This is a genomic window from Achromobacter sp. NCFB-sbj8-Ac1-l (assembly GCF_052695805.1).
The window spans coordinates 3,643,886-3,669,641 of record NZ_CP199812.1; the positions used below are offsets into that span (position 1 = coordinate 3,643,886).

Annotated in this window: 22 protein-coding genes; 13 read left to right on the plus strand and 9 right to left on the minus strand. The window is 69.7% G+C overall.

The window, feature by feature from the left end:
• Nucleotides 1-24: 24 nt before the first annotated feature.
• Entirely contained in the window at nucleotides 25-894 is an 870-nt protein-coding gene (locus ACUDP5_RS16640; protein WP_445656626.1) for a LysR substrate-binding domain-containing protein, read from the minus strand.
• A gap of 272 nt (nucleotides 895-1,166) precedes the next feature.
• On the opposite strand from ACUDP5_RS16640, the gene eno reads away from it, so the two are divergent.
• A complete protein-coding gene (gene eno, locus ACUDP5_RS16645) occupies nucleotides 1,167-2,447 on the plus strand; it encodes a phosphopyruvate hydratase (RefSeq protein ID WP_445656627.1) in 1,281 nt (426 codons plus the stop codon).
• Here eno and ACUDP5_RS16650 read toward each other — a convergent pair.
• Nucleotides 2,411-3,202, minus strand: a complete 792-nt coding sequence (locus ACUDP5_RS16650; protein WP_445656628.1) for an AraC family transcriptional regulator — start codon at nucleotides 3,200-3,202, stop codon at nucleotides 2,411-2,413. The two genes, eno and ACUDP5_RS16650, sit on opposite strands and share 37 nt — an antisense overlap.
• 123 nt (nucleotides 3,203-3,325) lie before the next feature.
• Between ACUDP5_RS16650 and ACUDP5_RS16655 the strand changes: the two genes are divergently transcribed.
• On the plus strand, nucleotides 3,326-4,033 hold the full coding sequence (locus ACUDP5_RS16655) for an HAD family hydrolase (protein ID WP_445656629.1): 708 nt from the start codon (nucleotides 3,326-3,328) through the stop codon (nucleotides 4,031-4,033).
• A 12-nt stretch (nucleotides 4,034-4,045) separates the two neighbouring features.
• Here the strand turns inward: ACUDP5_RS16655 and ACUDP5_RS16660 are convergent, their stop codons facing one another.
• The 4 genes from ACUDP5_RS16660 to ACUDP5_RS16675 all read right to left on the minus strand — a co-directional run bounded on the left by ACUDP5_RS16660 (nucleotide 4,046) and on the right by ACUDP5_RS16675 (nucleotide 7,906).
• Complete coding sequence (locus ACUDP5_RS16660; RefSeq protein WP_445656630.1) at nucleotides 4,046-4,786, minus strand: hypothetical protein; 741 nt, start codon at nucleotides 4,784-4,786, stop codon at nucleotides 4,046-4,048.
• 120 nt (nucleotides 4,787-4,906) lie between these two features.
• Complete coding sequence (locus ACUDP5_RS16665) at nucleotides 4,907-5,521, minus strand: hypothetical protein (protein ID WP_445656631.1); 615 nt, start codon at nucleotides 5,519-5,521, stop codon at nucleotides 4,907-4,909.
• Complete coding sequence (locus ACUDP5_RS16670) at nucleotides 5,503-6,783, minus strand: hypothetical protein (protein ID WP_445656632.1); 1,281 nt, start codon at nucleotides 6,781-6,783, stop codon at nucleotides 5,503-5,505. The genes ACUDP5_RS16665 and ACUDP5_RS16670 overlap by 19 nt, the downstream gene beginning before the upstream one ends.
• Before the next feature lie 193 nt (nucleotides 6,784-6,976).
• Complete coding sequence (locus tag ACUDP5_RS16675; protein ID WP_263914498.1) at nucleotides 6,977-7,906, minus strand: LysR family transcriptional regulator; 930 nt, start codon at nucleotides 7,904-7,906, stop codon at nucleotides 6,977-6,979.
• A 252-nt stretch (nucleotides 7,907-8,158) separates the two neighbouring features.
• On the opposite strand from ACUDP5_RS16675, the gene ACUDP5_RS16680 reads away from it, so the two are divergent.
• Genes ACUDP5_RS16680 through ACUDP5_RS16705 form a run of 6 tightly spaced genes read left to right on the plus strand, consistent with a single transcriptional unit; the run spans nucleotide 8,159 to nucleotide 16,827 of the window.
• Complete coding sequence (locus ACUDP5_RS16680) at nucleotides 8,159-10,279, plus strand: 3-hydroxyacyl-CoA dehydrogenase NAD-binding domain-containing protein (protein WP_445656633.1); 2,121 nt, start codon at nucleotides 8,159-8,161, stop codon at nucleotides 10,277-10,279.
• A 33-nt stretch (nucleotides 10,280-10,312) separates the two neighbouring features.
• Complete coding sequence (locus ACUDP5_RS16685) at nucleotides 10,313-11,494, plus strand: acetyl-CoA C-acyltransferase (protein ID WP_175220413.1); 1,182 nt, start codon at nucleotides 10,313-10,315, stop codon at nucleotides 11,492-11,494.
• Nucleotides 11,495-11,505: 11 nt separating this feature from the next.
• Nucleotides 11,506-12,708, plus strand: coding sequence for an acyl-CoA dehydrogenase family protein (locus tag ACUDP5_RS16690; protein ID WP_263914495.1), 1,203 nt, complete (start codon nucleotides 11,506-11,508; stop codon nucleotides 12,706-12,708).
• A gap of 9 nt (nucleotides 12,709-12,717) precedes the next feature.
• Nucleotides 12,718-13,851: an acyl-CoA dehydrogenase family protein gene (locus ACUDP5_RS16695; protein ID WP_445656634.1), complete on the plus strand. Its 1,134-nt coding sequence runs from the start codon at nucleotides 12,718-12,720 to the stop codon at nucleotides 13,849-13,851.
• A 17-nt stretch (nucleotides 13,852-13,868) separates the two neighbouring features.
• Complete coding sequence (locus ACUDP5_RS16700; RefSeq protein WP_445659180.1) at nucleotides 13,869-15,800, plus strand: acyl-CoA synthetase; 1,932 nt, start codon at nucleotides 13,869-13,871, stop codon at nucleotides 15,798-15,800.
• 43 nt (nucleotides 15,801-15,843) lie between these two features.
• Complete coding sequence (locus ACUDP5_RS16705) at nucleotides 15,844-16,827, plus strand: tripartite tricarboxylate transporter substrate binding protein (protein ID WP_263914491.1); 984 nt, start codon at nucleotides 15,844-15,846, stop codon at nucleotides 16,825-16,827.
• Between the two features lie 100 nt (nucleotides 16,828-16,927).
• Here the strand turns inward: ACUDP5_RS16705 and ACUDP5_RS16710 are convergent, their stop codons facing one another.
• Both ACUDP5_RS16710 and ACUDP5_RS16715 read right to left on the minus strand, forming a co-directional pair.
• Complete coding sequence (locus tag ACUDP5_RS16710) at nucleotides 16,928-17,977, minus strand: D-cysteine desulfhydrase family protein (protein ID WP_445656635.1); 1,050 nt, start codon at nucleotides 17,975-17,977, stop codon at nucleotides 16,928-16,930.
• A gap of 213 nt (nucleotides 17,978-18,190) precedes the next feature.
• Entirely contained in the window at nucleotides 18,191-19,102 is a 912-nt protein-coding gene (locus ACUDP5_RS16715; protein WP_445656636.1) for a LysR family transcriptional regulator, read from the minus strand.
• Nucleotides 19,103-19,235: 133 nt separating this feature from the next.
• Between ACUDP5_RS16715 and ACUDP5_RS16720 the strand changes: the two genes are divergently transcribed.
• The 4 genes from ACUDP5_RS16720 (at nucleotide 19,236) to ACUDP5_RS16735 (ending at nucleotide 23,154) form a co-directional block, all read left to right on the plus strand.
• Nucleotides 19,236-20,210, plus strand: coding sequence for a Bug family tripartite tricarboxylate transporter substrate binding protein (locus tag ACUDP5_RS16720; protein ID WP_263914488.1), 975 nt, complete (start codon nucleotides 19,236-19,238; stop codon nucleotides 20,208-20,210).
• Between the two features lie 73 nt (nucleotides 20,211-20,283).
• Nucleotides 20,284-21,690 carry a dipeptidase gene (locus tag ACUDP5_RS16725; RefSeq protein ID WP_445656637.1) on the plus strand — a complete coding sequence of 469 codons (1,407 nt, stop codon included), beginning with the start codon at nucleotides 20,284-20,286 and terminating at the stop codon, nucleotides 21,688-21,690.
• Between the two features lie 222 nt (nucleotides 21,691-21,912).
• On the plus strand, nucleotides 21,913-22,599 hold the full coding sequence (locus ACUDP5_RS16730) for a GntR family transcriptional regulator (RefSeq protein ID WP_263914486.1): 687 nt from the start codon (nucleotides 21,913-21,915) through the stop codon (nucleotides 22,597-22,599).
• Nucleotides 22,600-22,707: 108 nt separating this feature from the next.
• Nucleotides 22,708-23,154, plus strand: coding sequence for a universal stress protein (locus ACUDP5_RS16735; RefSeq protein WP_263914485.1), 447 nt, complete (start codon nucleotides 22,708-22,710; stop codon nucleotides 23,152-23,154).
• 69 nt (nucleotides 23,155-23,223) lie between these two features.
• On the opposite strand, the gene ACUDP5_RS16740 is transcribed toward ACUDP5_RS16735, so the two are convergent.
• Nucleotides 23,224-24,099 (minus strand): LysR family transcriptional regulator, encoded by an 876-nt coding sequence (locus tag ACUDP5_RS16740; RefSeq protein WP_263914484.1) that lies wholly within the window; start codon nucleotides 24,097-24,099, stop codon nucleotides 23,224-23,226.
• Nucleotides 24,100-24,194: 95 nt separating this feature from the next.
• On the opposite strand from ACUDP5_RS16740, the gene ACUDP5_RS16745 reads away from it, so the two are divergent.
• Nucleotides 24,195-25,739 carry an MFS transporter gene (locus ACUDP5_RS16745; RefSeq protein ID WP_263914482.1) on the plus strand — a complete coding sequence of 515 codons (1,545 nt, stop codon included), beginning with the start codon at nucleotides 24,195-24,197 and terminating at the stop codon, nucleotides 25,737-25,739.
• Nucleotides 25,740-25,756 lie beyond the last annotated feature (17 nt).

Here is a 25,756-nt window from a genome sequence, read left to right on the forward strand (position 1 = left end):
TACCAAGCCTGTCGGTCGGCGGGATCAATCGCCCGCCTCGGCCAACGCGCCGCGCAGCCAGGCGATGAAGGCGTCGGCATGGGCCGTGCGCGTGCGGCCGGCGGCCGGCACCGCGCGCAGGCCGCCGTCGAACGGCACGAAGCCGTAAGGCGCCACCAGTTGGCCGTCTTGCAGTTCACGCGCGATCAGGCGCCGCTCGACCAGCGCCACGCCCAGGCCGGACAACGCGGCCTCGATGCACAGGTGGGTGTGCGGAAACGCCAGTGTGCCGCCCTGGGCCGCCGGCTGGCCGGTGATGGCTTCCCATTGGTTCCAGGCGCTGGAGGTGTATTCATGCGCGATGCGCACCCGCGACGCGGGCTTCTTGCGGGCATAGGCCGGCGTGCACACCGCGCCAAAACGCACCGGCGCCAAAGGCAGCGCCTGGCGCCGGTCGGCCTCGGCGTAGCCGGACAGGTCCCAGGCCAGGATCAGGTCGGCGCCTTCGTTGCGCATTTCGCGCGCCGACGTCATCGACAGGCGGATGCGGATGTCCGGGTGCTTGCGATAGAACACGGCCAGCTGCGGCACCAGCCAGCGCATGGCGAAGGTGGCGCTGCACGCCACGTGCAGCCCGGGCGCCTGCGACTCGCGGGCCAGGCGCTCGTAGGCGTTTTCCAGCTGGTCGAACGCGGCCCGCACCGAGGCGTAGAAGGTGGCGCCGGCCTGGGTCAGGCGCAGGCCCGTGCCGTCTTTCTCGAACAGCGCCACGCCCGCATGTTCCTGCAACAGGCGCAGGTGCCGGCTGATGGCGCCGTGGCTGCGGCACAGTTCTTCGGCGGCGCGCGTGACCGAGCCGCTGCGGGCAATGGCTTCGAAGGCGCGGACGGCGGATAGCGGGGGCAATTGGCGCATGGCGTGAGGGACGGTGGCAGGGTTGGGCGCAGGCGGCGGCCGCGAGGTTCGGCCGCCTATTCGTCAAGAAAACTGACGGATAGGCAGAAAAACTGCATTGTCGGCAGCATGGCCTGTTTTTAGCATGGCGACATTGCAATCAGGGCTGTTCAAAGCGTGCTGCCCGCCCGTTCAAGCCATCACGCGCGGCTTACGGTGACGCGGCCAGCGCAGCGGCCCGGTACGGCATTACTTTCAATTAACTGACCTTTCTTTATCTGGAGCCCCACGCCATGCACATCACCCACCTGACCGCCCACGAGGCGCTGGACAGCCGCGGCAACCCCACCGTTGAAGTCGAAGTGCGCCTGGACGATGGCGCGCGCGGCCTGGCCCTGGTGCCGTCCGGCGCGTCCACCGGCCAGCGCGAAGCCCTGGAAAAGCGCGACGGCGACGCCGCCCGCTACCTGGGCAAGGGCGTGCTGGGCGCGGTCAACGCCGTCAATACCGAACTGCGCGCCGCGCTCGTGGGCCTGCGCGCCGACCAGCAGGCCGAGATCGACCAGACCCTGATCGCGCTGGACGGCACCGCCGACAAGAGCCGCCTGGGCGCCAACGCGCTGCTGGGCGTGTCGCTGGCAGTGGCGCACGCAGCGGCGGCCAGCCAGGGCCTGCCGTTGTGGCGCCACGTGGGCGGCGTGCAGGCGCAGACGCTGCCCGTACCCATGATCAACATCATCAACGGCGGCGCGCACGCCGACAACCCGCTGGATTTCCAGGAATTCATGATCCTGCCGGTGGGCGCGGACAGCTTTTGCGAAGCCCTGCGCATGGGCGCCGAGGTGTTCCACACACTGCGCCACGCGCTCAAGGCGGCGGGCCACAGCGTCAACGTCGGCGACGAAGGCGGCTTTGCGCCCACCCTGCGCAACGCGCCCGAGGCGCTGGACTTCATCATGGCCGCCATCGAACAGGCGGGCCTGCGCCCCGGCGCCGACATCGCACTGGCGCTGGACCCGGCCGCCAGTGAATTCCATGGCGCCGAAGGCTATCGCTACCACGGCGAGAACCTGCTGCGCAGCCCCGAACAGCAAGTGCACTACCTGGCCGGCCTGGTGCGCGACTACCCCATTGTGTCGATCGAGGACGGCATGGCCGAAGACGACGCCACCGGCTGGAAGGTGCTGGGCGCCACGCTGGGCAACACCTGCCAGCTGGTCGGCGACGACGTGTTCTGCACCAACCCCGAGCTGTTCCAGGCCGGCATCGAACAAGGCATCGGCAACGCGATCCTGGTGAAGATCAACCAGATCGGCACCCTGAGCGAAACCTGGCGCGTGCTGGCGCTGGCGCGCCGCACGGGCTATGGCGTGGTCATGTCGCACCGCTCGGGCGAAACCGAAGACACCACGATTGCCGACCTGGCAGTGGCGGCCAACTGCGGCATGATCAAGACCGGCTCGCTGTCGCGCGCCGACCGCACGGCCAAGTACAACCGCCTGCTGCGCATCGAACGCGAACTGGGTGCGACGGCCGTCTATGCCGGCGCCAGCGCGCTGGTGCGGCGCGCCTGATCCGACGGCAGGCGGCCGGTCAGGCGCTTGAACATCGCGGCAAAGGCGCTGGCCGTTGCGTAGCCGGTTTCGTGCGCCACCACACCCACCGGCGCGCCCTGCCCCAGCCGGCTGAGCGCCACCATCAGGCGCAGCCGGTGGCGCCAGGCGGTAAAGCCCATGCCCAGTTCGCGCACGAACAGCCGCGCCAGGGTGCGTTCGGACAGGCCCAGCCGGTCGGCCCAGGCGGCCAGGCCGTCGGCGTCGGCCGGATGGCGCAGCAGATGGTCGTGGATGCGGCGCAGACGGGCATCCACCGGCCAGGGCATGTCCAGGTGCGCCAGGCCGCGCCAGTCGATCTCCTGCATCAGCAGTCGGGCGATCAGGCCGTCCTTGCCGGCCTCGTCGTAGTCCATCGGCATGTCCACCGCCCGCAGCAGCAATTCGTGCAGCAGCGGCGACACGCCGGTCAACGTGGGCCCGCGCCCGCCGCCCAGGCCCGGCGCGAGATAGGCGGTGCGCAGCGACACCTTGCCGCGCATGCGAGTCTCGTGCACCACGCCGGCCGGCATCCACAGCGCCGTGCGCGGCGGCACCAGCCACAGGCTGCCCGCCGCGCGCACCTGCATCACGCCCTGCACGGCGTACATCAGCTGGTCGCGTGGATGCTGGTGCGGCCGGCTGTGATGGCCGTCGGGGTATTCCTTGGGCATCGCGCCCAGCGGGCGGTCCAGCCCCTGGTAGTCGATCTGGTTGCTGCTTTTGGGCGCCGTCATCGCGCTGTCGTCCCGAGCCGCCGTCGGCTGTCCGAAACGGCGTAGTCATTGTCCGAGGCGCCGCCATCGCGGCCGGCGCCCGTTCCCAGAATGCGGATTTTGACATTGCCCGCGAGGAACGACGTGAAGAATCATATTCTGGTGCTGGACATCGACGGCACCCTGACCGACACCGTGGCGTTGCACCAGCGCGCCTTCCTGGGCGCCATGCAGGCCCTGGCGCTGCCGGCGCTGGAGACGGACTGGGGCGCGTATCCGCATCACACCGACACCGGCATCCTGCGCCATGCGCTGGCCATGAACGGACGGGCCGAGCCGTCAGCCGGGCAGTTGATGGCGTTCGAACAGGACCTGGCGCGGCGCTTTCTGGATGAACTGGCGGCAGCGCCTACGCCGGCAGCGCCTAAGCCGGCCGCGCCCATTCAGCCCATCCCGGGCGCTGCCGACTTCGTGCATGGCCTGGCGGATTCCGCCTGGGCCGTGGTGTTCGCCACCGGCGGCGTGCGCGCGGTCAGCGGCGTGAAGCTGCAGGCCGCAGGCATTCCGTTTTCGGACGCTGCCCTGTTCACCGCCAGCGAAGAACCGGCGCGCGATGCCCTGGTGGCCCGAGCCATTGCGCACGCGCGCCGTGCCCATCCGCAGACGCGGAACGGCGTGGTGGTGTCGATGGGCGATGGCCTGTGGGACCTGCAAGTCGCCCGGCAGTTGGGCCTGCGGTTCCTGGGCGTGGGGTCGACGGCGCAAGCCCTGGCGGCGCGCGGCGCCACCGTCTTGCCCGACCTGACGGGCGCCGCCGCGGCGCTGGCGACGTTGTTGGCCGAACACGGTTGAAGGCGGTGAACCTCAGGCCTCGCCCCGATCCCGGTACGCGATGGCGCACTGGATGGCGAACGCCAGCACCAGCACCAGCGTGATGATCAGGGCGCCCGCCCCGGTGGCGATCGCATCGAACCAGCGCGTGCGCAGCGCCTTGGTCAGCGAACCGGTGGCAATGGCGGTGGATGCGGTCAACAGCAACAGCAAGGCCGCAAACGGCCAGACCCGGCCGCGCAGCCAGCGGCGCGATTGGCCCAGCCCGTAGCGGCCCGCCAGGGCCGCCTGGGGCAAACTGAGCGACCAGGCGCCCAGCCGGTGCATCACGGGCAGCCAGATCGCCAGCCACAGGAGCAGCATGAGCGTCAGCAAGACCGTGCTCGGCGTGCCGGCCATCTTGAAATACAGGGCCACGCCCAGCGACGTGCTGAATGACTTCAGGCCCACGATCAGCGCCGCCACGCCGGTCAGCAGCGCCAGTACCCGCAGGTGGGCGCCATCGAGACGCAGCGGCGGCCTGGCCGGGGATTCGGTCAGGTAGTGCTGCCAGGCCACCACCAGCCGCGCCAGCGACAGCAGGCAGACGATGGCGGCCGCCAGCAGCCAGCGTTCACGCGGGCCGCCGATCTGATCGAGCAGCAACGCGCCGGGCAGCGACATCACAAAGAGCATGAACGCCAGCGGCGCGGCGGTGAACATGCCGGGGACCTGGCGGGTGAACTGGCGCAGCGTCTGGGCCAGCAGGTGGCGGCCGGTAAGGGGTTGCGGCACGGGGTTGCCTCTCTTGGGTTCAGCGTTGGCGTGCGCCCTGACCTGGGCACGGGCGTCTGCGCGTTATACCAGAGCGGCGGACGCGGCACGACAGCCCACGGCCCTGGCAGCCTCGCCACCTCAATCCATGAACAAGCGCGGCACCACCTGGCCCAGCGTATTGATGTGGCCATCCATCTTCTTGCCCTGCGGATTGGCGATATTGGCCGCCCCCGCCGTACGCAGTCGCAGCGTCAACGTGCGGCCGCCCTCGTCCACGTTGAACTGCAGACCGAAGACCCAGTCCACGCCTTCGGACCGCGCCATCAGCGTGAGCCAACCTTCTTGCGGCTCCTGTGAGGTCTGCGCGTACAGCAGTTCGCGCTGTTCCAGCGCCGCCGGCACAGCGGCGGCAAAGCGCTGCATCGCGGCAAGCACGGTTGGCGTGTTGCCGGCCAGGGGCAACTGCACCAATTGCAGCGGAGGCGCCAGCAAACGATGGGAAAACAGGCCCGTCAACGGTATGACCGACGCGGGCTGGGCGTTCCAGCCGCCCGCCGCGCCGGACGGCGACGCAGGCTCGGTCGGCCCCGTGGGGGCCGGCGCAGGCGGCGCGGCGGTGTGCCTGGCCGGGCCGGAGGCCGATGTACAGCCGCCGAGCAACAACACGACCAAAGCCGGCCACAGCCACCCCAGCAGCGGCCGGAACATCCCCCCGCCTTCGGCCTGGCGCAACGCTAGGTTCTTGCAGCGCATGCCTTGCCCTCCGGTTTGTCATGGAATTTGAGGAATTCTTCCACACGGGTGAACTGCGCTTTCGGCTTGTAGCAGGCGTTCAGGCCACGCAGCAGCAGGAATTCCTCTTCGCTGCCCAACGCTTTGGCGAAGAAGTCGTCGTTCAGTTTTTCCGATATCAGGATCAGCGTCTTGTCATCGCGATAGCGCGCCAGGCGCTCGCCCAAGGTGTACGCGGTCAACGCCGCCTCCAGGCGGCTCTGCGCATCGCTGACCTGCTCGATCGAGGCTCCCGTTCCCACCTTGCCCAGCAGCGCCGTCAGGGCCACCGATTTTTCCAGCACGGACTTGGGCACGATGCTTTCAAAGGTGCCCACCGACACCAGCGCGGTCGGCACGTTCAGCGGCGTGTCGCCGTCCAGCGCCTGGTTGGTGCGGATGTTGTAGCGCAGCGGCTTTTCCCAGAACGCGCGCGGGCCGCCCACCGGCCGGCCCACCACCACGTACGTACCCTGCTTGAGCAGCCCCAGGTCGGAACCGGCTGCCTGGTTGACCGCCGCCTGCGAATACAGCTGCACGCTGTAGTCCAGCACCATGCGGTTGCGCTGGTTGGCCAGCACCAGTTCGGCGGCGGTAAACGCCACGCCCACCAGCGGAGACACCAGCGGGTTGTTGGCCAGGCTGGCCGCGCCACTGGCCACGCCCTGCGCCCGTTGCAGGGCGCGCAAGGTCTCGGCGTTGCGCTCGGTGGTGACATCCATCACCCGCAGCCGGAACGATGGCGCCACGCGCTCGTCCCAGCGCTGCACGTAATAGACCAGCAGGTTAGAGAAATTCAAGGACTGGTCGGGCTGCACGCCACGTTGATACCAGACCACGATGGACTGGTTGCTGCCGTCCTCCTTGGCCGCGATGTCCAGGATCACGGCGTAGTCCGCCGGCCCGTCGATGCCGGCAGTCTTGTTGCCGTTGGCGTTCCGCAGGGCCGGGATATCGACCGACCGCATCATGATCGACAGCGGCGCGTTGGCCTGCACCACGGTGGACTGCTCAAAGGCCGACACCGGCGTGCCGGCCAGCTCCAGCGTTCGTACGGACTCGGCGGGGTTGGCGGCCGGCTTCAGATAGAAGATTCGGTTATCCGCGTAGATGGGCGTATGCACGGTGTAGCTGTCGCCGATACGGGGCTCGCCGCCCGCGCACCCGGCCAGCAGTCCGACCCCCCCCAGCATGCCCAGCCGCAACTTGCCGGACAGGACCCGGCGTAAGAACATGAAAGCCATACTTGCTCCGCAAGAAAAGGCCCGCAATGGATCGGAACGACGACGGGATTTTTATCATTATGTTTCTTTTTGTCAAACCTCGATAACCCGACCCGCTCCGCCCCCTCCCTGTCCTGGCCCTGCCCTTCGCCCCAGCCCTGATTCACGCCTGCCGCCAGGAAACGGCGGCACGGCGTGACGGGCGGCGCGGCCGCTACTCGCCCGTCCCCAGCAACCCCGGCCGCCCTTCGTGTGCCGCCTGGGCGCGCTGCTGGATGAATTCGATCAGCATGGCGATGGCGCGCGGGTGATGCCGGTTGGGCATGTACAGCATGTACATGCCGCGCCCGAAGATGCTCAGGCGCCATTGCGGCAGCGCGGCCACCAGGTCGCCGCGCGCCACGTCGTCATGCACCACGTAGTCCGGCACCACGCCCACCCCCAGGCCGGCCAGCATGGCGTCGCGCAGGAAGGCGTAGTTGCGCGAGATGATGGTGGGTTCCAGCACCACGTGCTGGCGCGGCTGCCCGCCGTAGTAGGCCGACAGGCGCAGCGGCCTGCCGATGACGGCGGCGCTGATGACCGGCAATCGGGTCAGGTCTTCAGGCCGGGCCGGCAGGCCGCGCGTGGCAGCGAAATCCGGCGATGCGCAGGCCACGTAGCGCACCTGCCCCAGCTCGCGCGCCACCAGGTTCTGCGGCGGCTCGGACATGATGCGCACCGCGATGTCGACCTCGTCGCGCAGCAGGTCGTCGACGCTGTTCTCGAACAGCACGTCCAGCACGATGTCGGGATAGGTCTTCTTGAATTCCAGCAGCCACGGGGTCATGACGAACTGGCCGTAGCCGCTGGGCACGCTCAGGCGCACCTTGCCCTGCGGCGTCTTGCCCAGGCTTTCGACGGCTTCGCGCGCCGCCGCGAGTTCGTCCTGGATGCTGCGGCCGTGCTGGTACAGCTTCAGTCCGATTTCCGTGGGTTCGACGTGGCGCGTCGTGCGGCGCAACAGTTGCATGCCGACGGCGCGCTCGAGCTGGGTCAGGTGGTAGCTGACGTTGGCGCGGGTCATTTTCAGGCGGCGCGCGGCCTCGCTGAGGTTGCCGGCGTCCAGGATCTCTACCAGCAGGGTCAGGGCTTTGGTGTCCATGTCGAATCTCCTCGGCGGATTGTCAATTTTTTTTATCATCAATGTCAATTATTGATGTCATTGTCAAGACTTCTTTACTGGGAAAGAATAAGCGAATACAAGACGGGCCGTCCCTGGCCCGCCAGGCGCCGTGACTGCGCCGCGTCCCCCTCCGGGGCGTGCCGACCTGCTTGAAAAGCCCCGCGCGATTCAATGTCGGCGCACCCTGGCCAGGCCAGCGCGGGCGGCGAGCCCTACCGGAGACACTGTCCCATGACAGCCAGCGCAAACGCCGGCGCGGTGCACACGCGCCGCGACGGCGACATTCTTGTCGTCACCCTCGACCATCCCCCCGTCAATGCCCTCAGTTTCGCGGTGCGCGGCGGCCTCGCCCGCGCCATCGCCGAGGCCGAGGCCGACCCGCAGGTCCGGGCGGTGCTGCTGACCGGCGCAGGCAAGAACTTCATTGCCGGCGCCGACATCCGCGAATTCGGCAAGCCGCCCGTGCCGCCCAGCCTGCCCGACGTCTGCAACCGCATCGAAGCCTGCGCCAAGCCGGTGGTGGCGGTGCTGCAAGGCGCCGCGCTGGGCGGCGGCCTGGAAGTCGCGCTGGCTGCGCATTACCGCGTGGCGCTGGCCAGCGCCAAGCTGGGCCTGCCCGAGGTCACGCTGGGCCTGTTGCCCGGTGCCGGCGGCACCCAGCGCACGCCGCGCCTGATCGGCGCGCAGGCCGCGCTGGACCTGATGCTGTCCGGCAAGCCGCTGGCCGCGCAGGCGGCGCTGGCCGCCGGGCTGGTCGACGAACTCGCCTCCGGCGCCGACCCGCTGGCCGCCGGCCTGGACTACGCCCGCCGCCTGCTGGCGCAAGGCGCCCAGCCGCGCCGCAGCCGCGATGGCCGCGCCCTGGACGACAAGGCCGCCGCGCTGGCTGCCGTCAACGCCGCCAGCCAGCAGGTCGCGAGCACCGCCCGCGGCCTGTTCTCGCCCGCCAAGATCGTCGAGGCCGTGCGCGCCGCCATCGAGCAGCCCTTCGACGAAGGCCTGCGCACCGAACGCGCGCTGTTCCTGCAATGCCTGGACAGCCCGCAGCGCGCCGGCCTCATCCACGCCTTTTTCGCCGAACGCGACACCGCCAAGATTCCCGAACTGAAAGAAGCCCAGCCGCGCCCGCTGGACACCGTGGGCGTGATCGGCGGCGGCACCATGGGCGCGGGCATCGTGGTGGCGCTGCTGGACGCCGGCCTGCCCACCGTCATGGTCGAACAGGACGACGCCGCGCTGGAGCGCGGCCGCAAGCGGGTCGAACAGGTCTACGACCTGCTGGTGAAAAAAGGCCGCATGACGGCCGACGAACGCCGCGCGCGGCTGGCGCGCTTTACCGGCGCCACGCACTACGACGCGCTGGCCGGCGCCGACCTGATCATCGAGGCCGTGTTCGAGGACATGGACGTCAAGCTGGCCGTGTTCGCGCAACTGGACCGCGTGGCCAAGCCGGGCGCGGTGCTGGCCACCAACACGTCCTACCTGGACGTGGACCGCATCGCCCAAGGCACCGGCCGCCCGGCCGACGTGCTGGGGCTGCACTTCTTTTCGCCGGCCAACATCATGAAGCTGCTGGAAGTGGTGGTGGGTCGCGAGACGGGCGCCGACACGGTGGCCACCGGCTTTGAACTGGCCCGCCGGCTGCGCAAGATTCCGGTGCGCGCGGGCGTGTGCGACGGCTTCATCGGCAACCGCATCCTGGCCGTGCACCGCCAGGCGGCCGACATGATGATGGAAGACGGCGCGTCGCCCTACGACATCGATGCCGCCGTGCGTGAATTCGGCTACCCCATGGGGCCCTACCAGATGGCCGACCTGGCCGGCGGCGACATCGGCTGGGCCACGCGCAAGCGCCGCGCCGCCACCCGCGATCCGGCCCTGCGCTACGTGCAGATTCCCGACCGCCTGTGCGAACGCGCCTGGTTCGGCCAGAAGACCGGCCGCGGCTTCTACCTGTACCCCGATGGCGCGCGCACCGGCACGCCCGACCCGGACGTGCTGGCCATTATCGACGCCGAGCGCCAGCGCGCCGGGGTCACCCCGCGCCCCTTCAGCCACGAAGACATCCAGCGCCGCTACCTGGCCGCCATGATCAACGAAGCCGCCAACGTACTGCACCAGGGCATCGCGCTGCGCCCGTCGGATATCGACATGGTGTTCCTGTCCGGCTACGGCTTTCCGCGCTATCGCGGCGGGCCGATGCACTACGCCGACCGCGTGGGCCTGGCGAACGTGCTGGCCGACATCCGCGCGTTTGCGAAAGAAGACCCGGCGTTCTGGAAGCCGTCGCCGCTGCTGGTGCAGCTGGCCGAATCCGGACGCGATTTCGCCAGCCTGAACCCCGCCGGCTGACGCCCCACCCCTTTCACCTACCCGGATACCGACATGCGCGAAGCCGTTATCGTTTCCACCGCCCGCACGCCCATCACCAAGGCGCAACGCGGCGAATTCAACCTGATCGCCGGCCCCACGCTGGCCGCCCACGCCGTGCGCGCCGCCGTCGAGCGCAGCGGCATCGACCCGGCCCTGATCGAAGACGCCATCCTGGGCTGCGGCTACCCCGAAGGCGCCACCGGCCGCAACATCGGCCGCCAGGCCGTCATCCGCGCCGGGCTGCCCGTGAGCATCGGCGGCGCCACCGTCAACCGCTATTGCGCCTCGGGCCTGCAGGCCATCGCCTCGGCCGCGGCGCGCATCGTCATGGACGGCGCGCCCGCCATGATCGCGGGCGGCGTCGAATGCGTGTCGCACATCCGCACCCGCGACGATGGCGTCAGCGGCATGGACCCCTGGATCGTCGCCAACAAGCCCGAGCTGTACCTGCCCATGATCGAGACCGCCGACATCGTCGCGGCCCGCTATGGCATCAGCCGCGAGGCGCAAGACCGCTTCGCCGCGCAAAGCCAGGCGCGTACCGAAGCGGCCCAGGCCGCCGGCCGCTATCGCGAGGAAATCATCGCCGTCACCACCACCATGTCGGTCACCGACCGCGCCACCGGCGCCGTGACCGAGCGCGAAGTGACGATCGACAAAGACACCTGCAACCGCCCCGGCACCACCTACGAGGCCCTGGCCGCGCTGGCCCCGGTGCGCGGCGCCGGCCAGTTCGTCACGGCCGGCAACGCCTCGCAGCTGTCCGACGGCGCCGCGGCCTGCGTGCTGATGGAAGCAGATGAAGCCAAGCGCGCCGGCATCCGACCGCTGGGCGCCTTCCGCGGCCTGGCCGTGGCCGGCTGCGAGCCCGACGAAATGGGCATCGGCCCGGTCTACGCCGTGCCCAAGCTGCTGGCCCGCCATGGCCTGAAAGTCCAGGACATCGACCTGTGGGAACTGAACGAAGCCTTTGCCTCGCAGGCCCTGTACTGCCAGGAACGCCTGGGCATCCCCATGGACCGCCTGAACGTGGACGGCGGCTCGATCGCGCTGGGCCACCCGTTCGGCGTCACCGGCGCCCGCCTGGCCGGCCACGTGCTGATCGAAGGCCGCCGCCGCGGCGCGCGCTACGCCGTCGTCACGATGTGCGTGGGCGGCGGCATGGGCGCGGCCGGCCTGTTTGAAATCTACTGAGGAACCGCGTCATGGATCTGGAATTCACCCCCGAAGAAAACGCCTTCCGCGATGAAGTGCGCGCCTTCCTGGCCGCCCACCTGCCCACGCGCCTGTCGGACAAGGTCATCCAGGGCAAGCTGCTGGCGCGCGCCGACATGGTCGAATGGCACGCCATCCTGAACCGCCAGGGCTGGCTGGCCAGCCATTGGCCCGTCGAGCATGGCGGCACCGGCTGGAGCACCACGCAGAAGTTCATCTTCGACAACGAATGCGCCCTGGCCGGCGCGCCGCGCATCGTGCCGTTCGGCCTGAGCATGCTGGGCCCGGTGCTGATCAAGTACGGCAACGAGGCCCAGAAGCGCCACTGGCTGCCGCGCATCCTGGATGGCACCGACTGGTGGTGCCAGGGCTATTCCGAACCCGGCGCGGGCTCGGACCTGGCCTCGGTCAAGACCACCGCCGTACGCAGCGACGACGGCCGCCACTACGTCGTCAATGGCCAGAAGACCTGGACCACCCTGGGCCAGTACGCCAACATGATCTTCTGCCTGGTGCGTACGTCCAGCGAAGGCCGGCGCCAGGAAGGCATCAGCTTTCTCCTGATCGACATGGCCAGCCCCGGCATCGAAGTGCGCCCCATCATCACGCTGGACGGCGAACACGAAGTCAACGAAGTGTTCTTTTCCGATGTGCGCGTGCCGGTCGAGAACCTGGTGGGCGAAGAGAACCGCGGCTGGACCTGCGCCAAGTACCTGTTGACCTACGAACGCACCAACATTGCCGGCGTGGGCCAATCCACCGCCGCGCTCGAACGCCTGAAGGCGGTGGCGGCCAGCCAGAAGAAAAACGGCAAGCCCCTGGACCAGGACCCGGACTTTGCCGCCCGGCTGGCGCGGGTGGAAATCGAACTGGCCAACATGCGCACCACCAACCTGCGCGTGGTGGCGGCCGCGGCCGGCGGTGGCGCGCCGGGCGCCGAAAGCTCGATGCTGAAGATCCGCGGCACCCAGATCCGCCAGGAAATCACGGCGCTGAACCGCCGCGCCATGGGCCCCTACGCCCGCCCCTTCGTGCCCGAAGCGCTGCACGACGGCTACGACGCCGCGCCCATCGGCCCGGACGGCGCCGACAGCGCCGCGGCGCAGTACTTCAACAACCGCAAGCTGTCGATCTTCGGCGGCTCCAACGAAATCCAGAAGAACATCATCTCGAAGATGATCCTGGGACTGTAAAGGCCGGCCATGAACTTTGAACACACCGAAGACCGGCGCATGCTGTCCGACATGCTGCGCCGCTTTGTCGCAGAGCAATACGACTTCGCCACCCGCGAGCGCAACGCCAGGCTGCCGCAAGGCTACAGCCCCGACTTCTGGCGCCGCTACGCCGAACTGGGCGCCATCGGCGCGCTGTTCGCCGAAGAACACGGCGGCCTGGGCGGCGCGGGCTTTGACATTACCGTGGTGTTCGAGGCGCTGGGCCGCGGCCTGGTGCTCGAACCCTTGCTGGACGCCCTGATGGTGGGCAGCGCCATCGCGCAGGCTGGCAACGCCGCGCAACGCGACGCGCTGGACGGCCTGATCGCCGGCGGCATCACCGCCGCGCTGGCCGCGGCCGAGCCGCAATCCGGCTACGCGCTGTCCGACGTGCGCACGCGCGCCGAACGCAGCGGCGACGGCTGGGTCCTGAATGGCGCCAAGGCCGTGGTGGCGGCGGGCGAGCATGCCGACCTGTTCCTGGTGTCGGCCCGCACGGCGGGCGCCGACGATGACGAGGCCGGCATCAGCCTGTTCCTGGTCAGCGCCGGCACGCCGGGGCTGACGGCGCGCGGCTATGGCCTGATCGACGGCGGCCGCGCGGCCGAGCTCACGTTCGAGCAGGTCGCCCTGGGCCCGGACAGCCTGCTGGGCGAGGCCGGCGCCGGCTACGCCGTGCTGGAACACGCCACCGGCCGCGGCATCCTGGCGCTGTGCGCCGAGGCCGTGGGCGCCATGGACTGCGCCCGCGACGCCACCCTGGAATACCTGCGCACGCGCCGCCAGTTCGGCGTGCCCATCGGCAGCTTCCAGGCATTGCAACACCGCATGGCCGACGTGCTGCTGGAAATCGAGCAGGCGCGTTCGGCGGTCATCAACGCCGCCGCGGCGCTGGACCACCCCGACCGCGTCACCCGCGAACGCGCGCTGTCGGCCGCCAAATACACCATCGGCCGCATCGGCACGCTGGTGGCCGAAGAAAGCATCCAGCTGCACGGCGGCATCGGCATGACCTGGGAATTGCCGCTGGCGCACTACGCCAAGCGCCTGGTCATGATCGACCACCAACTGGGCGACGAAGACCACCACCTGCGGCGCTACATCGCGCTGGGGCAGGCATGATCGGCAAGGACACGACCATGACCCAGGCCTACGCCGCCCCGCCTATCGCCCCGCCCTTTTCGGCGCCGTTTCCGGTCAAGACCGCCGCCGACGTCGCACGCCTGGCGGCCCGGCCGCTGGCCGACACGCTGACGGTGCAAAGCACCTACGAGATCTTCCGCAATTCGGCCGCGGCCTTTGGCGCGCGCAAGGCGCTCACCTTCCTGCGCAGCGCCGACCCGGACGACTCGCCCATCCACTGGAGCTACAACGAGCTGCTGGCCGGGATCCACCAGACCGCCAACCTGCTGCATCGCCTGGGCGTCGGGCCGCGCGACGCGGTGGGCGTGCTGCTGCCCGGCTGCCTGGAATACCACCTGGCGCTGTGGGGCACCGAGGCCGCCGGCATCGTGCAGCCCCTGAACCCGCTGCTGACCGACGACAAGCTGGCCTCGCTCTTGACCACCGCCGGAGCCAAGGTGCTGATCGCCTACGGCTCGGACGCGGAATGCGGCGCCTGGTCCAAGGCACTGCGCCTGGTCGAACGCGTGCCGTCCCTGAAGACGCTGCTGCGCGTGGCGCCGCACGACGAGGCGCCCGACCAGCGCCCCACCCTGCCGGACTTCGCGCAGGACTTCAACGCGGCGCGGGCCGGGCAGCCGATGGACCGCCTGGTCAGCGAACGCGTCATCCGCGCCGAAGACGTGGCGGCGTATTTCCATACGGGCGGCACCACCGGCGCGCCCAAGCTGGCCATCCACACCCACGCCAACCAGGTCTTCACCGCCTGGGCCGCCGTGCAGCTGCAAGGCGCCGGGCCGGGCGACGTGGTCATCAACGGCTATCCGCTGTTCCATGTGGCGGGCGTGCTGCCGGCCTCGCTGGCGGCGCTGTCGGCCGGCGTGCAGACCGTCATCCCCACGACGCTGCTGCTGCGCAACCGCGACGTGCTGCGCAACTACTGGCGGCTGGTCGAGCGCCACCGCGCCACCTCGCTGCAGGGCGTGCCCACCATCCTGGCCGCGCTGGCCGACATTCCGCTGGCCGGGGCCGATATTTCCTCGCTGCGCTATTGCCGCACGGGGGCCGCGCCCTTGCCGGCCGAGCTGGCTGCGCGCTTCGAACGGCTGTTCGGCCTGCACGTGAACGAAAGCCTGGGCATGACCGAAATGGCCGGCATCACGTCCATCACGCCGCCGGGCTCGCGCTTTCCGGTCAATTGCGTGGGCTTTCCGCTGCCCTACGTGCAGGTGCGCGTGGCCGCGCTGGACACGCCCGCCGGCCAGCCCGCGCGCGACCTGCCGCCGGGCCAGCCCGGCATGCTGCTGTTCAAGTCGCCCAACGTGATTCCGGGTTTCCTCGACCCCGAGGACACCGCGCGCGCCTTCACCGACGACGGCTGGCTGATCAGCGGCGACGTGGGCGTGCTGGACGCCGAGGGCCGTCTGCACCTGCAAGGCCGTGCCAAGGACCTGATCATCCGCAGCGGCCACAACATCGACCCCAAGACCATCGAAGACGCCCTGGCCACGCACCCCGCGGTGCACATCTGCGCCGCCGTCGGCGCGCCCGACCCCTACGCTGGCGAACTGCCCATCGCCTTCGTCACGCTGGCCGAGGGCGCCGACGTGTCCGAAGCCGACCTGGTGGCCTATGCCGCCGCCCATGTCGACGAAGGCCCCGCGCGGCCCAAGCGGGTCATCGTGCTCGAACACATGCCCATGACCAACGTGGGCAAGATCTACAAGCCCGACCTGCGCCGCCTGGCCACGGCCGTGTCGGTGCAGGCGGTGGTCGAGCGGGTGCTGCAAAGCGCCGGCCTGCCGCCGGACAGTGCTGTCCTGCGCGTGCTGGCCGATGCGCAACCTGACGTCGCCGTAGAAGTCGACGCAACCGCCCCCGCGCCGCTGAAGGAGCAGCTGCGCGAGGCGCTGGCCCGTTTGCCGGTCAAGGTCGCCGTCCACGGCTGACGACTGGCGCCCCCATAAAAAACACACAGGAGACAACCCCATCATGGTCCACCCCCCCCTGCGCCGCACCTGCCTGGCTGCCCTGCTGGCGCTGGCCGGCATCGCACTGGCCCCCGCCGCGTCGGCGCAAAGCGCCTTTCCCACCAAGCCCATCACCGTGATCGTGCCGTTCCCGGCCGGCGGGTCCACCGACCGCCACCTGCGCATCGTGGCGCAGGACGCGTCCAGGTACCTGGGCCAGACGGTCATCATCGAAAACCGCCCCGGCGCCGGCGGCACGCTGGGCCCGGCCACCATGTCGCGCACCGCCAAGCCCGATGGCTACACGGTCGCGCTATACACCCTGGCCATGCTGCGCATGCCCTACATGCAGAAGACCACCTGGGACCCGATCAACGACTTCACCTTCATCATCGGGCTGTCGGGCTATACCTTTGGCGTCACGGTGCGCGCCGATTCGCCGTTCAAGACCTTCAACGAATACATCGAGGCCGCGCGCAAGAACCCGGGCAGCGTCGATTACGGCTCGACCGGCGTGGGGTCGTCGCCGCACCTGCTGATGGAAGAAGTCGCCCTCAATGCCAAGGTCAAGCTGAACCACGTGCCCTACAAGGGCAACGCCGACATGCAGCAGGCGCTGCTGGGCGGCCACGTCATGGCGCAAAGCGACGGCACCGGCTGGGACCAGTTCGTGGACTCGGGCAAGATGCGCCTGCTGGTCACCTTCGGCGAAAAGCGCACCACCCGCTGGCCCGACGTGCCGACCGCGCTGGAACTGGGCTACAAGGTCAGTTCCACGTCGCCGTACGGCCTGGCCGGCCCCAAGGGCATGGACCCGGCGGTGGTCAAGGTGCTGCACGATGCCTTCAAGAAGGCCTTGCTCGATCCGGCCAGCCTGGACGTGATGAAGCAGCTGAACCAGGAACCCGTCTACCGCGACAGCGCCGACTACAAGGCGTGGGCGCAGGCCACCTACACGAAGGAAAAGGGCCTGATCGAGTACCTGGGGCTGATGGCGAAGGATTGACGCCGCCGCGCGCCGGGCGGCTTCGGCCCGGCGTGCGCGGGAGTCAAAGGCCAGGGGTCAAGGCGGGGCTTGGCGCGCAGCCTGGCCCCGCCTGTGCTTTTCAGAAGGCGCTCTTGTACGCGTACAGGCCCGGGGCGCCGCCCGTCATCACGAACAGCACGGCGGCATCCGGCGCATGGTGGCCGGCGCGCACGTCGGCCAACAGGCCCGCGAAGGCCTTGCCGGAATACACCGGGTCCAGCAACAGCCCTTCGCTGCGGGCCAGCAATTCCACCGCCTCGACCATGGCCGGGGTGGGCACGCCGTAGCCCGGGCCGCGCTGGCTGCCGTTCACCACGATGTCGGCCGGTGCCAGGGCTTCTGGCGCGGCCTGCTCTGCATCCGGCCCGGCCTGCAGCAGCGCCAGCGTGGCGGCCGTAAGATCCAGCGTCTTGGCGTGGGCGACCGCCTGCTCGGCCAGCGTGGAGAACGATTGCACCGTCGCCGCCGGCTTGCCCGCCGCGATCATGCCCGCGGCCAGCCCGGCGTGCGTGCCGGCGCTGCCGTTGGCCACCACCACGCGGGTGAATTCCACGCCGGATTCGCGCGACTGCGCCAGGATTTCCAGCGCGCAGGCCGCGTAGCCCAGCGCGCCCGTGGGCGTGGACCCGCCCAGCGGCGCCAGGTAGACGCGGCGGCCGGCCAGTTCCAGCGTGCGCACGCGTTCCAGCGCCGCGGCCATGGCATCGGCGCCGGCCGGCAGGTCATGCACCACCGCGCCCAGCAGGCGATTCAGCAGCATGTTGCCGTTTTCTTCGTAGTCGGCATCGCTGCGCGGCACGACGCGGCCCAGCACCAGCTCGCAGGCCAGGCCGGCGCGGGCGGCTGCCGCCGCCGTCAGGCGCGCGTGGTTCGATTGCAGGCCGCCCACGGTCACGACCGTGTCGGCGCCCATGCCGCGCGCCTCGCCCAGCAGGAATTCCAGCTTGCGCAGCTTGTTGCCGCCACCGCCCAGCGACATGTGATCGTCGCGCTTGACGTACAGGCGCACGCCATTGGCCGCCGTGCCCAGGGCCGCTTCCAGGCGGGCCAGGCGCTGGATCGGCGTGGGGCCGTCAAGCAAGGCGTAACGGGGAAAGCGCTGCAGCGCAGCGGCAAGATCGATGGCCATGGAGGGGTTTCCGAAAAGCAGGGATGAAGGCAGGCCGATGGACAGCCCGGAAGTCAGTGCGGACGTCGGCGTCAAGCCGTGCGGATGTCAGCCCGGACATCCGCGCGCAAGACGCCAGCAGACCCCAGCAGGATACGCCAAGACCGCCCCGCGATTCATCATGTCTGTCAGGGCGATTGTGTAGCGCTCGACAGCAATCGCGGCGCCGCGGCATCAGGCCGCAGGCAATCCCTGCGCCGCCTGGCCGATCTGGTCGAAACAGATGTCGCGCGCGATGCGGGTGGCGGGGCTTTCGCTGCGGCCGCGCAGCGTGCCGAAGGCGAAGTGTGCGGCGATGTCGAAATCGGCCGGCGGCGGCACGCGCGCCAGCACACCCGCTGCCACGAGCGAGGCCGCCGACGCCAGCACGCCCAGGAACACGGCGTCCGACTGCGCGGCGATATCCAGCAGGCAGGCAATGTCTTCGCTTTCCCGGTGCAGCGCAAAACCCTCTGGCCTGGCCGCGGCGACGCGCCGGGCGATCTCGGGCGACAGGCCGGTGGACATGACCGGATACGCCAGCACCTGCGGCAGCGACGGCCGCGGGCCTTGCAACAGCGGGTGGCCGGGCCGGCAGACAAAGCCCGAGGCCAGCGCCGGCATCGGCGCCACGTCCAGGTCGGCGTCGTTGTCCAGCGTGCGCACATGCACCACCAGCGCATCCAGCGTGCGTTCGCGCAGGCTGACCAGCAGCGAATCGGTGGGCCCGCGCGACAGCTTGACGCGCAGCGCGGGGTGGCCGTGCAGCATGCGGCGCATCAGCGGCACGCTGAGCAAGGCGCTGGGCGCGGCGCCCAGACCCAACGCCACCGAGCCGGTCTGGCCCTGCGCCAGCATCTCGGCTTCGCGGCGGATTTCGTGCACTTCGGCCAGCACGCGACGGGCGCGCTGCGCCACCTGGCGGCCCAGCGGCGTGGCCTCGTTGCGCTTGCCGATGCGATCGACCAGCGGCGCGCCCAATTCGGCTTCCAGCAACTGAATGCTGCGGCTGAACGCCGGCTGCGACAGGTGCAGCGCTTCGGCCGCCCGGGTGAAGGAGCCGGTTTCCAGCAGCGCCACCAGGTGGGCCAGTTGCGACAGGTTCATGAGTGGATCGCCTCGTCAGGTGGGCACAAAACCATGCATAAAACGCATTGTAATCAGCCAATCAATCGATTGGACAGATGAAATCACCGCTTCTAGCATTCTGGAAAACACGACGACACACCAAGGGACCTTCATGAAAAAGCTGCTGTTTTCCGCTGTAGCCATCGTGGCCGCGCTGGGCGCGGGCATTGCCCGGGCCGACGATTACCCCGCCCGCCCCGTCTCGCTGATGGTGCCCTACCCGGCCGGCGCGGCCAGCGACATCACCGCCCGCGCGCTGCAAGGCCCGATGGCGCAGGCGCTGGGCGGCCAGGTCATCGTGGAAAACCTGGGCGGGGCCAACGGCGCGCTGGGTGCCAACCGCGTGCTGGGCGCAGGGGCCGACGGCTATTACCTGTTCCAGGGCTCGCCCAACGAACTGATCCTGGCCGGGCTGACCAATAAGTCGGTCAGGTACAAGCCGGAAGCGTTCCGCATGATCGCGCCGGTGGCGACCTCGCCGTATGTGGTGGTGACCCGCGCCGACCTGGGCGCGGCCAATGTCGACGAACTGGTGGCCATGGCGCGCGCGCGCAGCGTGCCGCTGACGTACGGATCGGGCGGTGCCGGGTCGATGATCCACCTGATCACCGAAGCGCTGTCGCGCCGCGCCGGTGTCCCGTTGACGCACATTCCGTACCGCGGCGGTGCGCCGCTGATCACCGACATGGCCGGCGGCCAGATCGACTTTGCCATCATGCCGTACCAGGCCAACTATGACGACCTGCGGCGCGAGGGTCGGCTCAGGATCATCGGCACGCTCAACCGCGAACGCCTGGCGGCGCTGCCCGACGTGCCCAGCGTGCAGGAAAGCGCCAGCCTGAAAGACTTCAACTACGCCATCTGGACCGCCTACCTGGTCAAGCAGGGCACGCCCGACGCGGTGGTGCAGAAGCTGCATGCCGCCGTCGAGGCATCCCTGGCCGATCCCGCGGCGCGCAAAACGCTGCTGGCCCAGGGCAAGATCCTGTTCGATCCGCAGACCCTGGCCGACAGCGCCGCCTTCTATGCCGAACAGACCGCCGCCCTGACCGAACTGGTGCGCGCCAGCGGTTTCACGGCGGACTGAGCGCCCGGCGCTTCCTCTTTCTCGCCCCGCGCGGCCGCCGCGGGGGCCTGCATTCCGATCCATGGAGTTCCGCATGTCCGACACCCTGATCCAGCCCGTGCTGGCGCATCTTGCAGCACGCCAGCCGCTGATCGAGCATTGGCTCAAGGCCTTCCTGCGCATTCCCAGCGTCAGTGCCGATCCGGCCTTTGCGCCAAGCATGGCGCAAGCGCGTGAGTTCCTGTGCGAACGGCTGCGCCGCGAAGGCCTGGCCAACGTGCAGTTGCTGGACGGCGGCGGCGAGCCGGCCGTCTACGGCGAATGGCTGGGCGCGCCCGGCAAGCCCACGCTGCTGATCTATGGCCATTACGACGTGCAGCCGGCCGATCCGCTGGATCTGTGGCGCACGCCGCCTTTCGAACCCACCGAGATCGACGGCCGGCTGTATGCCCGCGGCACGTCCGACGTCAAAGGGTCGACCACGGTCGCGCTGGAAGTGGTGTTCGCCTACCTGGCCACGCTGCGCAGCTGCCCGGTCAACATCAAGCTCTTCATCGAAGGCGAGGAAGAAACCGGCAGCCCCACCTTGCGCACCCTGATCCAGCGCCACGGGCCGCTGCTGGCCGCCGACGCGGTGCTGTCGGCCGACGGCGGCCGCGCCAGCGCGCAGGTGCCCACCATCAATACCGGCGCGCGCGGCCACGCGGCGCTGGAAATCCGCCTGCGCACGGCCGGCAAGGACCTGCATTCGGGCCGTTACGGCGGTGGCGTGCGCAATGCGCTGCACGAAATGGCGGCGCTGCTGGCCACGCTGCACGCGGCGGACGGCCGCGTGGCGGTGGCCGGCTTTGATGACGACGCCACGCCGCCCACGCCGCGCCAGCGCCAGGACACCGCCGCCTTTCCGTACGACGAAGCCGCCTTCTTCACCGACGTGGGCGCAGCCAGCCACGGCGAGCCTGGCTACAGCCCGCGCGAACGCATCACGCTGCGCCCGGCGCTGGACGTGAACGGCATGTGGGGCGGCTACACCGGCGCGGGCACCAAGACCATCATCCCGTGCGAGGCCGCGGCCAAGCTGACGGTGCGCGTGGTGCAGGGCCAGGACCCCGCCCGGGTCATCCGCGCCGTGCTGGCCCACCTGCAAGCCGCCTGCCCGCCCGGCTGCGCGCTGGACGTGACCGCCCTGACCGACGGTTCGCCCGCCTCGACCCTGGCGCCCCGGCATCCGCTGGTACGCGCGGCCAGCGACGTGCTGCGGGCCAGCGCCGGCCAGGAACCGATCCACGTGCGGCTGGGCGCCAGCGTGCCGATCACGTCGGTGTTCAAGGAAACGCTGGGCATCGACACGCTGATGTTCGGCTTCAACCTGCCGGACGAGGACGTGCATGCCCCCAATGAGTTCTTCCGGCTGGGTTCGATCCGCGAAGGCGTGCAGGCCTGGACGCGGCTGCTGGACGCGTTGAGCCGCTATACGCCGGCGGCGTTCAGGCAGGACTGACGGGCGGCCGCCACACGCGGTCAGCAGGCGCGGTGTCCTGGCGCCGCGGGCCCGGCCGTTCCTGGCCAGCGCACGCCAGCGCCGGGGCGCCAGCGGGGCCAAGGCGCCGCCACCGCATTCGCGCACAGGTTTGGTATGCAATAAATGTTGCCTTTCCTGTACGCGTTTTTGCTAGACTGACTGCCCTGCGTTCTCCCCTGTCGGCCATTGTTGCCGCGCCCAATGACCGAGCAAGCCCTTCCCGACCCCAGTGCCGACGATATCGCCCGCGCCATCGCCGCCGCCATCGTGGCCCACCGCCTGCCCCCGGGCACCCGTCTGCGCGAAGAGGCCCTGGCGCGGGTCTACAAGGTCAGCCGCACCAAGATCCGCGCGGCGCTCCTGATGCTGTCCAAGGACAAGCTGATCAACATCGTGCCCGACAAGGGCGCCTTCGTCAGCAAGCCCGACGCCAACGAGGCGCGCGAGGTCTACGCCGTGCGCCGCATCCTCGAAGCGGCGCTGGCGCGCGAATTCGTGGCGCGGGCCACCGCCGCCGACTACCGCCGCATTGACGCCCACCTGGCCGAGGAACGCGCCGCGGTGGAAAGCGGCGACGTGCAGGCACGCAACCGCCTGCTGGGCGACTTCCATATCCTGCTGGCCGAGACGGTGGGCAATTCGGTGCTGACGGGCATGCTGCGCGAACTGTCGGCGCGCAGCGCCGTCATTACCGTGCTGTATCAAAGCTCGCACGACGCCAGTTGCTCGTCGCGCGAACACCATGCCTTCATCGAGGCCGCGCGCGCCGGCGACGCCGAACGCGCCTGCGCGCTGATGGACGAGCACCTGGAACACGTGCAGACCGCCCTGGACTTCAACGAAGACGACCGCGCCGGCGGCGACCTGGTGACCGCCCTGCTCAGCTGACGTGCAGCGAGTTTGATCCCGCTCAACTTGTGCCACATGGCCGCCCGATACAGTGGTACGTAGACGGCCGCCATTCGCGGGGGCCGCGGCACAAGCACGGGAGACATCATGTACAAGCACATCCTCATCCCCACGGACGGCTCGCCGCTGTCCACGGAAGGCGTCGTCAAAGCCCTTGACCTGGCCCGCGCGCTGGGGGCCCAGGTCACCATCCTGACCGTCGAAGAGCCCTTTCATGTGTTTGCCATGGGCGCGGCCCAGGTGGCCCACAACCTGAACGAATACCAGGACCAGATCCGCGCCCAGGCCGAACGCCTGCTGAGCGCGGCGGCGTCGCAGGCGCGCGAAGCCGGCGTGCCGTGCGAAACGCTGCGCGCCACGCACGAAGACCCCTACCAGGCCATCATCGACGCCGCCCGCGACCGCCGCTGCGACCTGATCGCCATGGCCTCGCACGGCCGCCGCGGCATGGCCGCCGTGGTGCTGGGCAGCCAGACGCAGAAGGTGCTGGCGCATTCCACGACGCCGGTGCTGGTGTACCGCAAGCAGGCTTGAGCGTCGTCCCGTGCGGTGTTTGACGGCGCCGCGGGCCGGCAGGCATGCCGGCTCGCGGCGTCGGCACGATCACGCCCCCGGGCGCAGCAATTGCCCCATTCTTTCCTGTATCCACTGTTCGGTCGGGCTGGGGCTGCGGCCCTGCAGCCATAGCGTGCGCACCGACAGCGGCGGCAGGGACAGGCCCGCACACGGCACGCCGACCAGATCGTTGCGATAGCCCTCGTATTCGGCGATGTTCAGCGGCAGGATCGCCCAGCCCAGGCCGTCGGCCGCCATCGCCGCAATGCTGTAGAAGCTGTCCGAACGCCAGGCTGATGGGCTCATCACCACGTCCTGTACGCCGTCCATCTGCATCACCAGCTGGCGATGCCGCGCCAGGTCGTTGCGCGTGACGTCGCGCAGCGCGGCCAGCGCATGCCCGCGCGCCACGAAGATGCCCTGCCCCACGTCGCCCAGATAGCGATGGGCGAACGCCGCCCCCGGATCCCCCCGGTCGAAATGAAACGCCACGCTGGCGCGGCCCTGCTGCACATAGTCGGCCACTTCGGTGGCCGTGCCGTTCAGCTGGGTCAGTTCCAGCGCCGGGAAGCGCGCCGACACCTCTTTGACCAGTTCGCCCAGCACCAGGTAGGGCAAGGCTTCGTCCAGCGCCACGCACAGGCGCGCATCCTGCCCGGTGGCGAACGACAGCGCGCGCTGCTCCAGCCCCGCCGCCTGGCGCAGCAGTTCGCGCGCCTCTTGCAGCAGCACCTGGCCCGCCTGCGTCAACGTGGCGTTGCGGCGCGAGCGGTCGAACAGTTCCACCCCCAGGTCGGCCTCCAGCAGGCCCAGCGACGTGCTGACGGCCGATTGCGCCCGGCCCAGTTGCCGGGCCGCCGCCGAGAACGAGCCCGCGTCGGCCGCCGCCACGAAATGCCTCAGCTGATCCAACGTCCAGTTCATGATGGCCCCTTTCAATCCATCTATTTTATAGATGCAATCAAACTTTTTATAGAAATTATGTAGATAGATAATGGCGGCCTTACAGGAGTATCCCTATGACGCAGCGCAACCTTACCCACGCTGTCGCCCCAGCCGCCCCTGGCCGCTGGCTCGTGCTGGCCATCGTGTCCAGCGCCCTGTTGCTGATCGTGGTGGACATGACGGTGCTCTATACCGCCTTGCCCCGGCTCACGCACGAACTCGGCGTGACGGCCTCGTCCAAGCTCTGGATCGTCAACATCTACGCGCTGGTGGTTTCCGGCCTGCTGCTGGGCATGGGCACGCTGGGCGACCGCCTGGGCCACAAGCGCCTGTTCATGATGGGCCTGGTGGTGTTCGGCGCGGCCTCGCTGGCCGCGGCCTATTCGCCCAACCCGGGCGCCCTGATCGCCGCGCGCGCCGTGCTGGCGATCGGCGCGGCCATGATGATGCCGGCCACGCTGTCGATCCTGCGCCTGACCTTCACCGACGAACGCGAGCGCGCCGTCGCCATCGGCGTGTGGGCCTCGGTGGCCTCGGGCGGCGCCGCGCTGGGCCCGGTCATCGGCGGCGTGCTGCTGGAACACTTCTGGTGGGGCTCGGTGTTTCTCATCAACCTGCCCATCGTGCTGCTGGCGCTGCCGCTGGCGCGCCGCTACATTCCGGCCAGCCGCCCCGACCGCCAGCGCCCGTGGGACCTGACCGGTTCGCTGCAGGTCATGGCGGGCCTGATCCTGACGGCGTACGCCCTGAAGGAACTGGGCCGCGCCCAGCCGTCCTGGCTGCATGCCGGGCTGGCCTGCGCGGGCGGCGCCGCGATGCTGGCCGTCTTCGTGCGGCGCCAGCGCGCGCGGCCCTATCCGCTGATCGACTTCGCCATCTTCCGCAACCCCAGCTTCAGCTCGGCGGTGGCGTCGGCGCTGTTCGCCGCGGCCGCCCTGCTGGGCATGGAACTGGTCTTCAGCCAGCGCCTGCAGCTGGTGCTGGGCATGTCGCCGATCGACGCGGCGCTGTACATCCTGCCTTTGCCGCTGGCTGCCTTCATTGCCGGACCGCTGGCGGGCTGGCTGCTGTCGCGCGTGAGCGGCGCGAGGCTGCTGTTCGTGTCGTTGCTCGTGTCGGGCCTGGGCATGGCCGGCTACCTGTTCAGCTTCGATGGCGCCCTGGCCGCGCAGATGACCAGCCTGTGCGTGCTGGGCGTGGGCATCGGCGCCACCATGACGGCCGCATCCAGCACCATCATGCAAAGCGCCACGCCGGAACGCGCCGGCATGGCTGCGTCCATCGAAGAAGTGTCGTACGAACTGGGCGGCGCGCTGGGCGTGACGCTGATGGGCTCGATCCTGTCGGGCGTGTATGCCCACACGCTGGATGTGCCCACGGGGCTGCCGGCGGCGGGCGCGGGTGCCGCGCGCGACAGCCTGGACGAAGCCCTGATCGTGGCCGAGGGCCTGTCGGCCGACCTGGGCGCCTCGCTGGCGCACCTGGCCCGCACGGCTTTCGATGCGGGCTACGCCGTGGTCATCGCCACGGCCACGGTGATGCTGCTGGGCACCGCCATCCTGGTGTTGCTGAACCGGCTGCGCGGCGGCGCCCGGTCACGCGGGGCGACGGCGGGCTGATCCTGCGCCCGACGCCG

Coding starts and splice junctions, on each gene's coding strand:
- ACUDP5_RS16675 (WP_263914498.1), bottom strand. CDS start 7,906: ATGGACACCAAAGCCCTGACCCTGCTGGTAGAGATCCTGGACGCCGGC.
- ACUDP5_RS16685 (WP_175220413.1), top strand. CDS start 10,313: ATGCGCGAAGCCGTTATCGTTTCCACCGCCCGCACGCCCATCACCAAG.
- ACUDP5_RS16715 (WP_445656636.1), bottom strand. CDS start 19,102: ATGAACCTGTCGCAACTGGCCCACCTGGTGGCGCTGCTGGAAACCGGC.
- ACUDP5_RS16725 (WP_445656637.1), top strand. CDS start 20,284: ATGTCCGACACCCTGATCCAGCCCGTGCTGGCGCATCTTGCAGCACGC.
- eno (WP_445656627.1), top strand. CDS start 1,167: ATGCACATCACCCACCTGACCGCCCACGAGGCGCTGGACAGCCGCGGC.
- ACUDP5_RS16740 (WP_263914484.1), bottom strand. CDS start 24,099: ATGAACTGGACGTTGGATCAGCTGAGGCATTTCGTGGCGGCGGCCGAC.
- ACUDP5_RS16745 (WP_263914482.1), top strand. CDS start 24,195: ATGACGCAGCGCAACCTTACCCACGCTGTCGCCCCAGCCGCCCCTGGC.
- ACUDP5_RS16710 (WP_445656635.1), bottom strand. CDS start 17,977: ATGGCCATCGATCTTGCCGCTGCGCTGCAGCGCTTTCCCCGTTACGCC.
- ACUDP5_RS16665 (WP_445656631.1), bottom strand. CDS start 5,521: ATGCGCTGCAAGAACCTAGCGTTGCGCCAGGCCGAAGGCGGGGGGATG.
- ACUDP5_RS16705 (WP_263914491.1), top strand. CDS start 15,844: ATGGTCCACCCCCCCCTGCGCCGCACCTGCCTGGCTGCCCTGCTGGCG.
- ACUDP5_RS16735 (WP_263914485.1), top strand. CDS start 22,708: ATGTACAAGCACATCCTCATCCCCACGGACGGCTCGCCGCTGTCCACG.
- ACUDP5_RS16670 (WP_445656632.1), bottom strand. CDS start 6,783: ATGGCTTTCATGTTCTTACGCCGGGTCCTGTCCGGCAAGTTGCGGCTG.
- ACUDP5_RS16690 (WP_263914495.1), top strand. CDS start 11,506: ATGGATCTGGAATTCACCCCCGAAGAAAACGCCTTCCGCGATGAAGTG.
- ACUDP5_RS16730 (WP_263914486.1), top strand. CDS start 21,913: ATGACCGAGCAAGCCCTTCCCGACCCCAGTGCCGACGATATCGCCCGC.
- ACUDP5_RS16640 (WP_445656626.1), bottom strand. CDS start 894: ATGCGCCAATTGCCCCCGCTATCCGCCGTCCGCGCCTTCGAAGCCATT.
- ACUDP5_RS16680 (WP_445656633.1), top strand. CDS start 8,159: ATGACAGCCAGCGCAAACGCCGGCGCGGTGCACACGCGCCGCGACGGC.
- ACUDP5_RS16650 (WP_445656628.1), bottom strand. CDS start 3,202: ATGACGGCGCCCAAAAGCAGCAACCAGATCGACTACCAGGGGCTGGAC.
- ACUDP5_RS16700 (WP_445659180.1), top strand. CDS start 13,869: ATGACCCAGGCCTACGCCGCCCCGCCTATCGCCCCGCCCTTTTCGGCG.
- ACUDP5_RS16695 (WP_445656634.1), top strand. CDS start 12,718: ATGAACTTTGAACACACCGAAGACCGGCGCATGCTGTCCGACATGCTG.
- ACUDP5_RS16720 (WP_263914488.1), top strand. CDS start 19,236: ATGAAAAAGCTGCTGTTTTCCGCTGTAGCCATCGTGGCCGCGCTGGGC.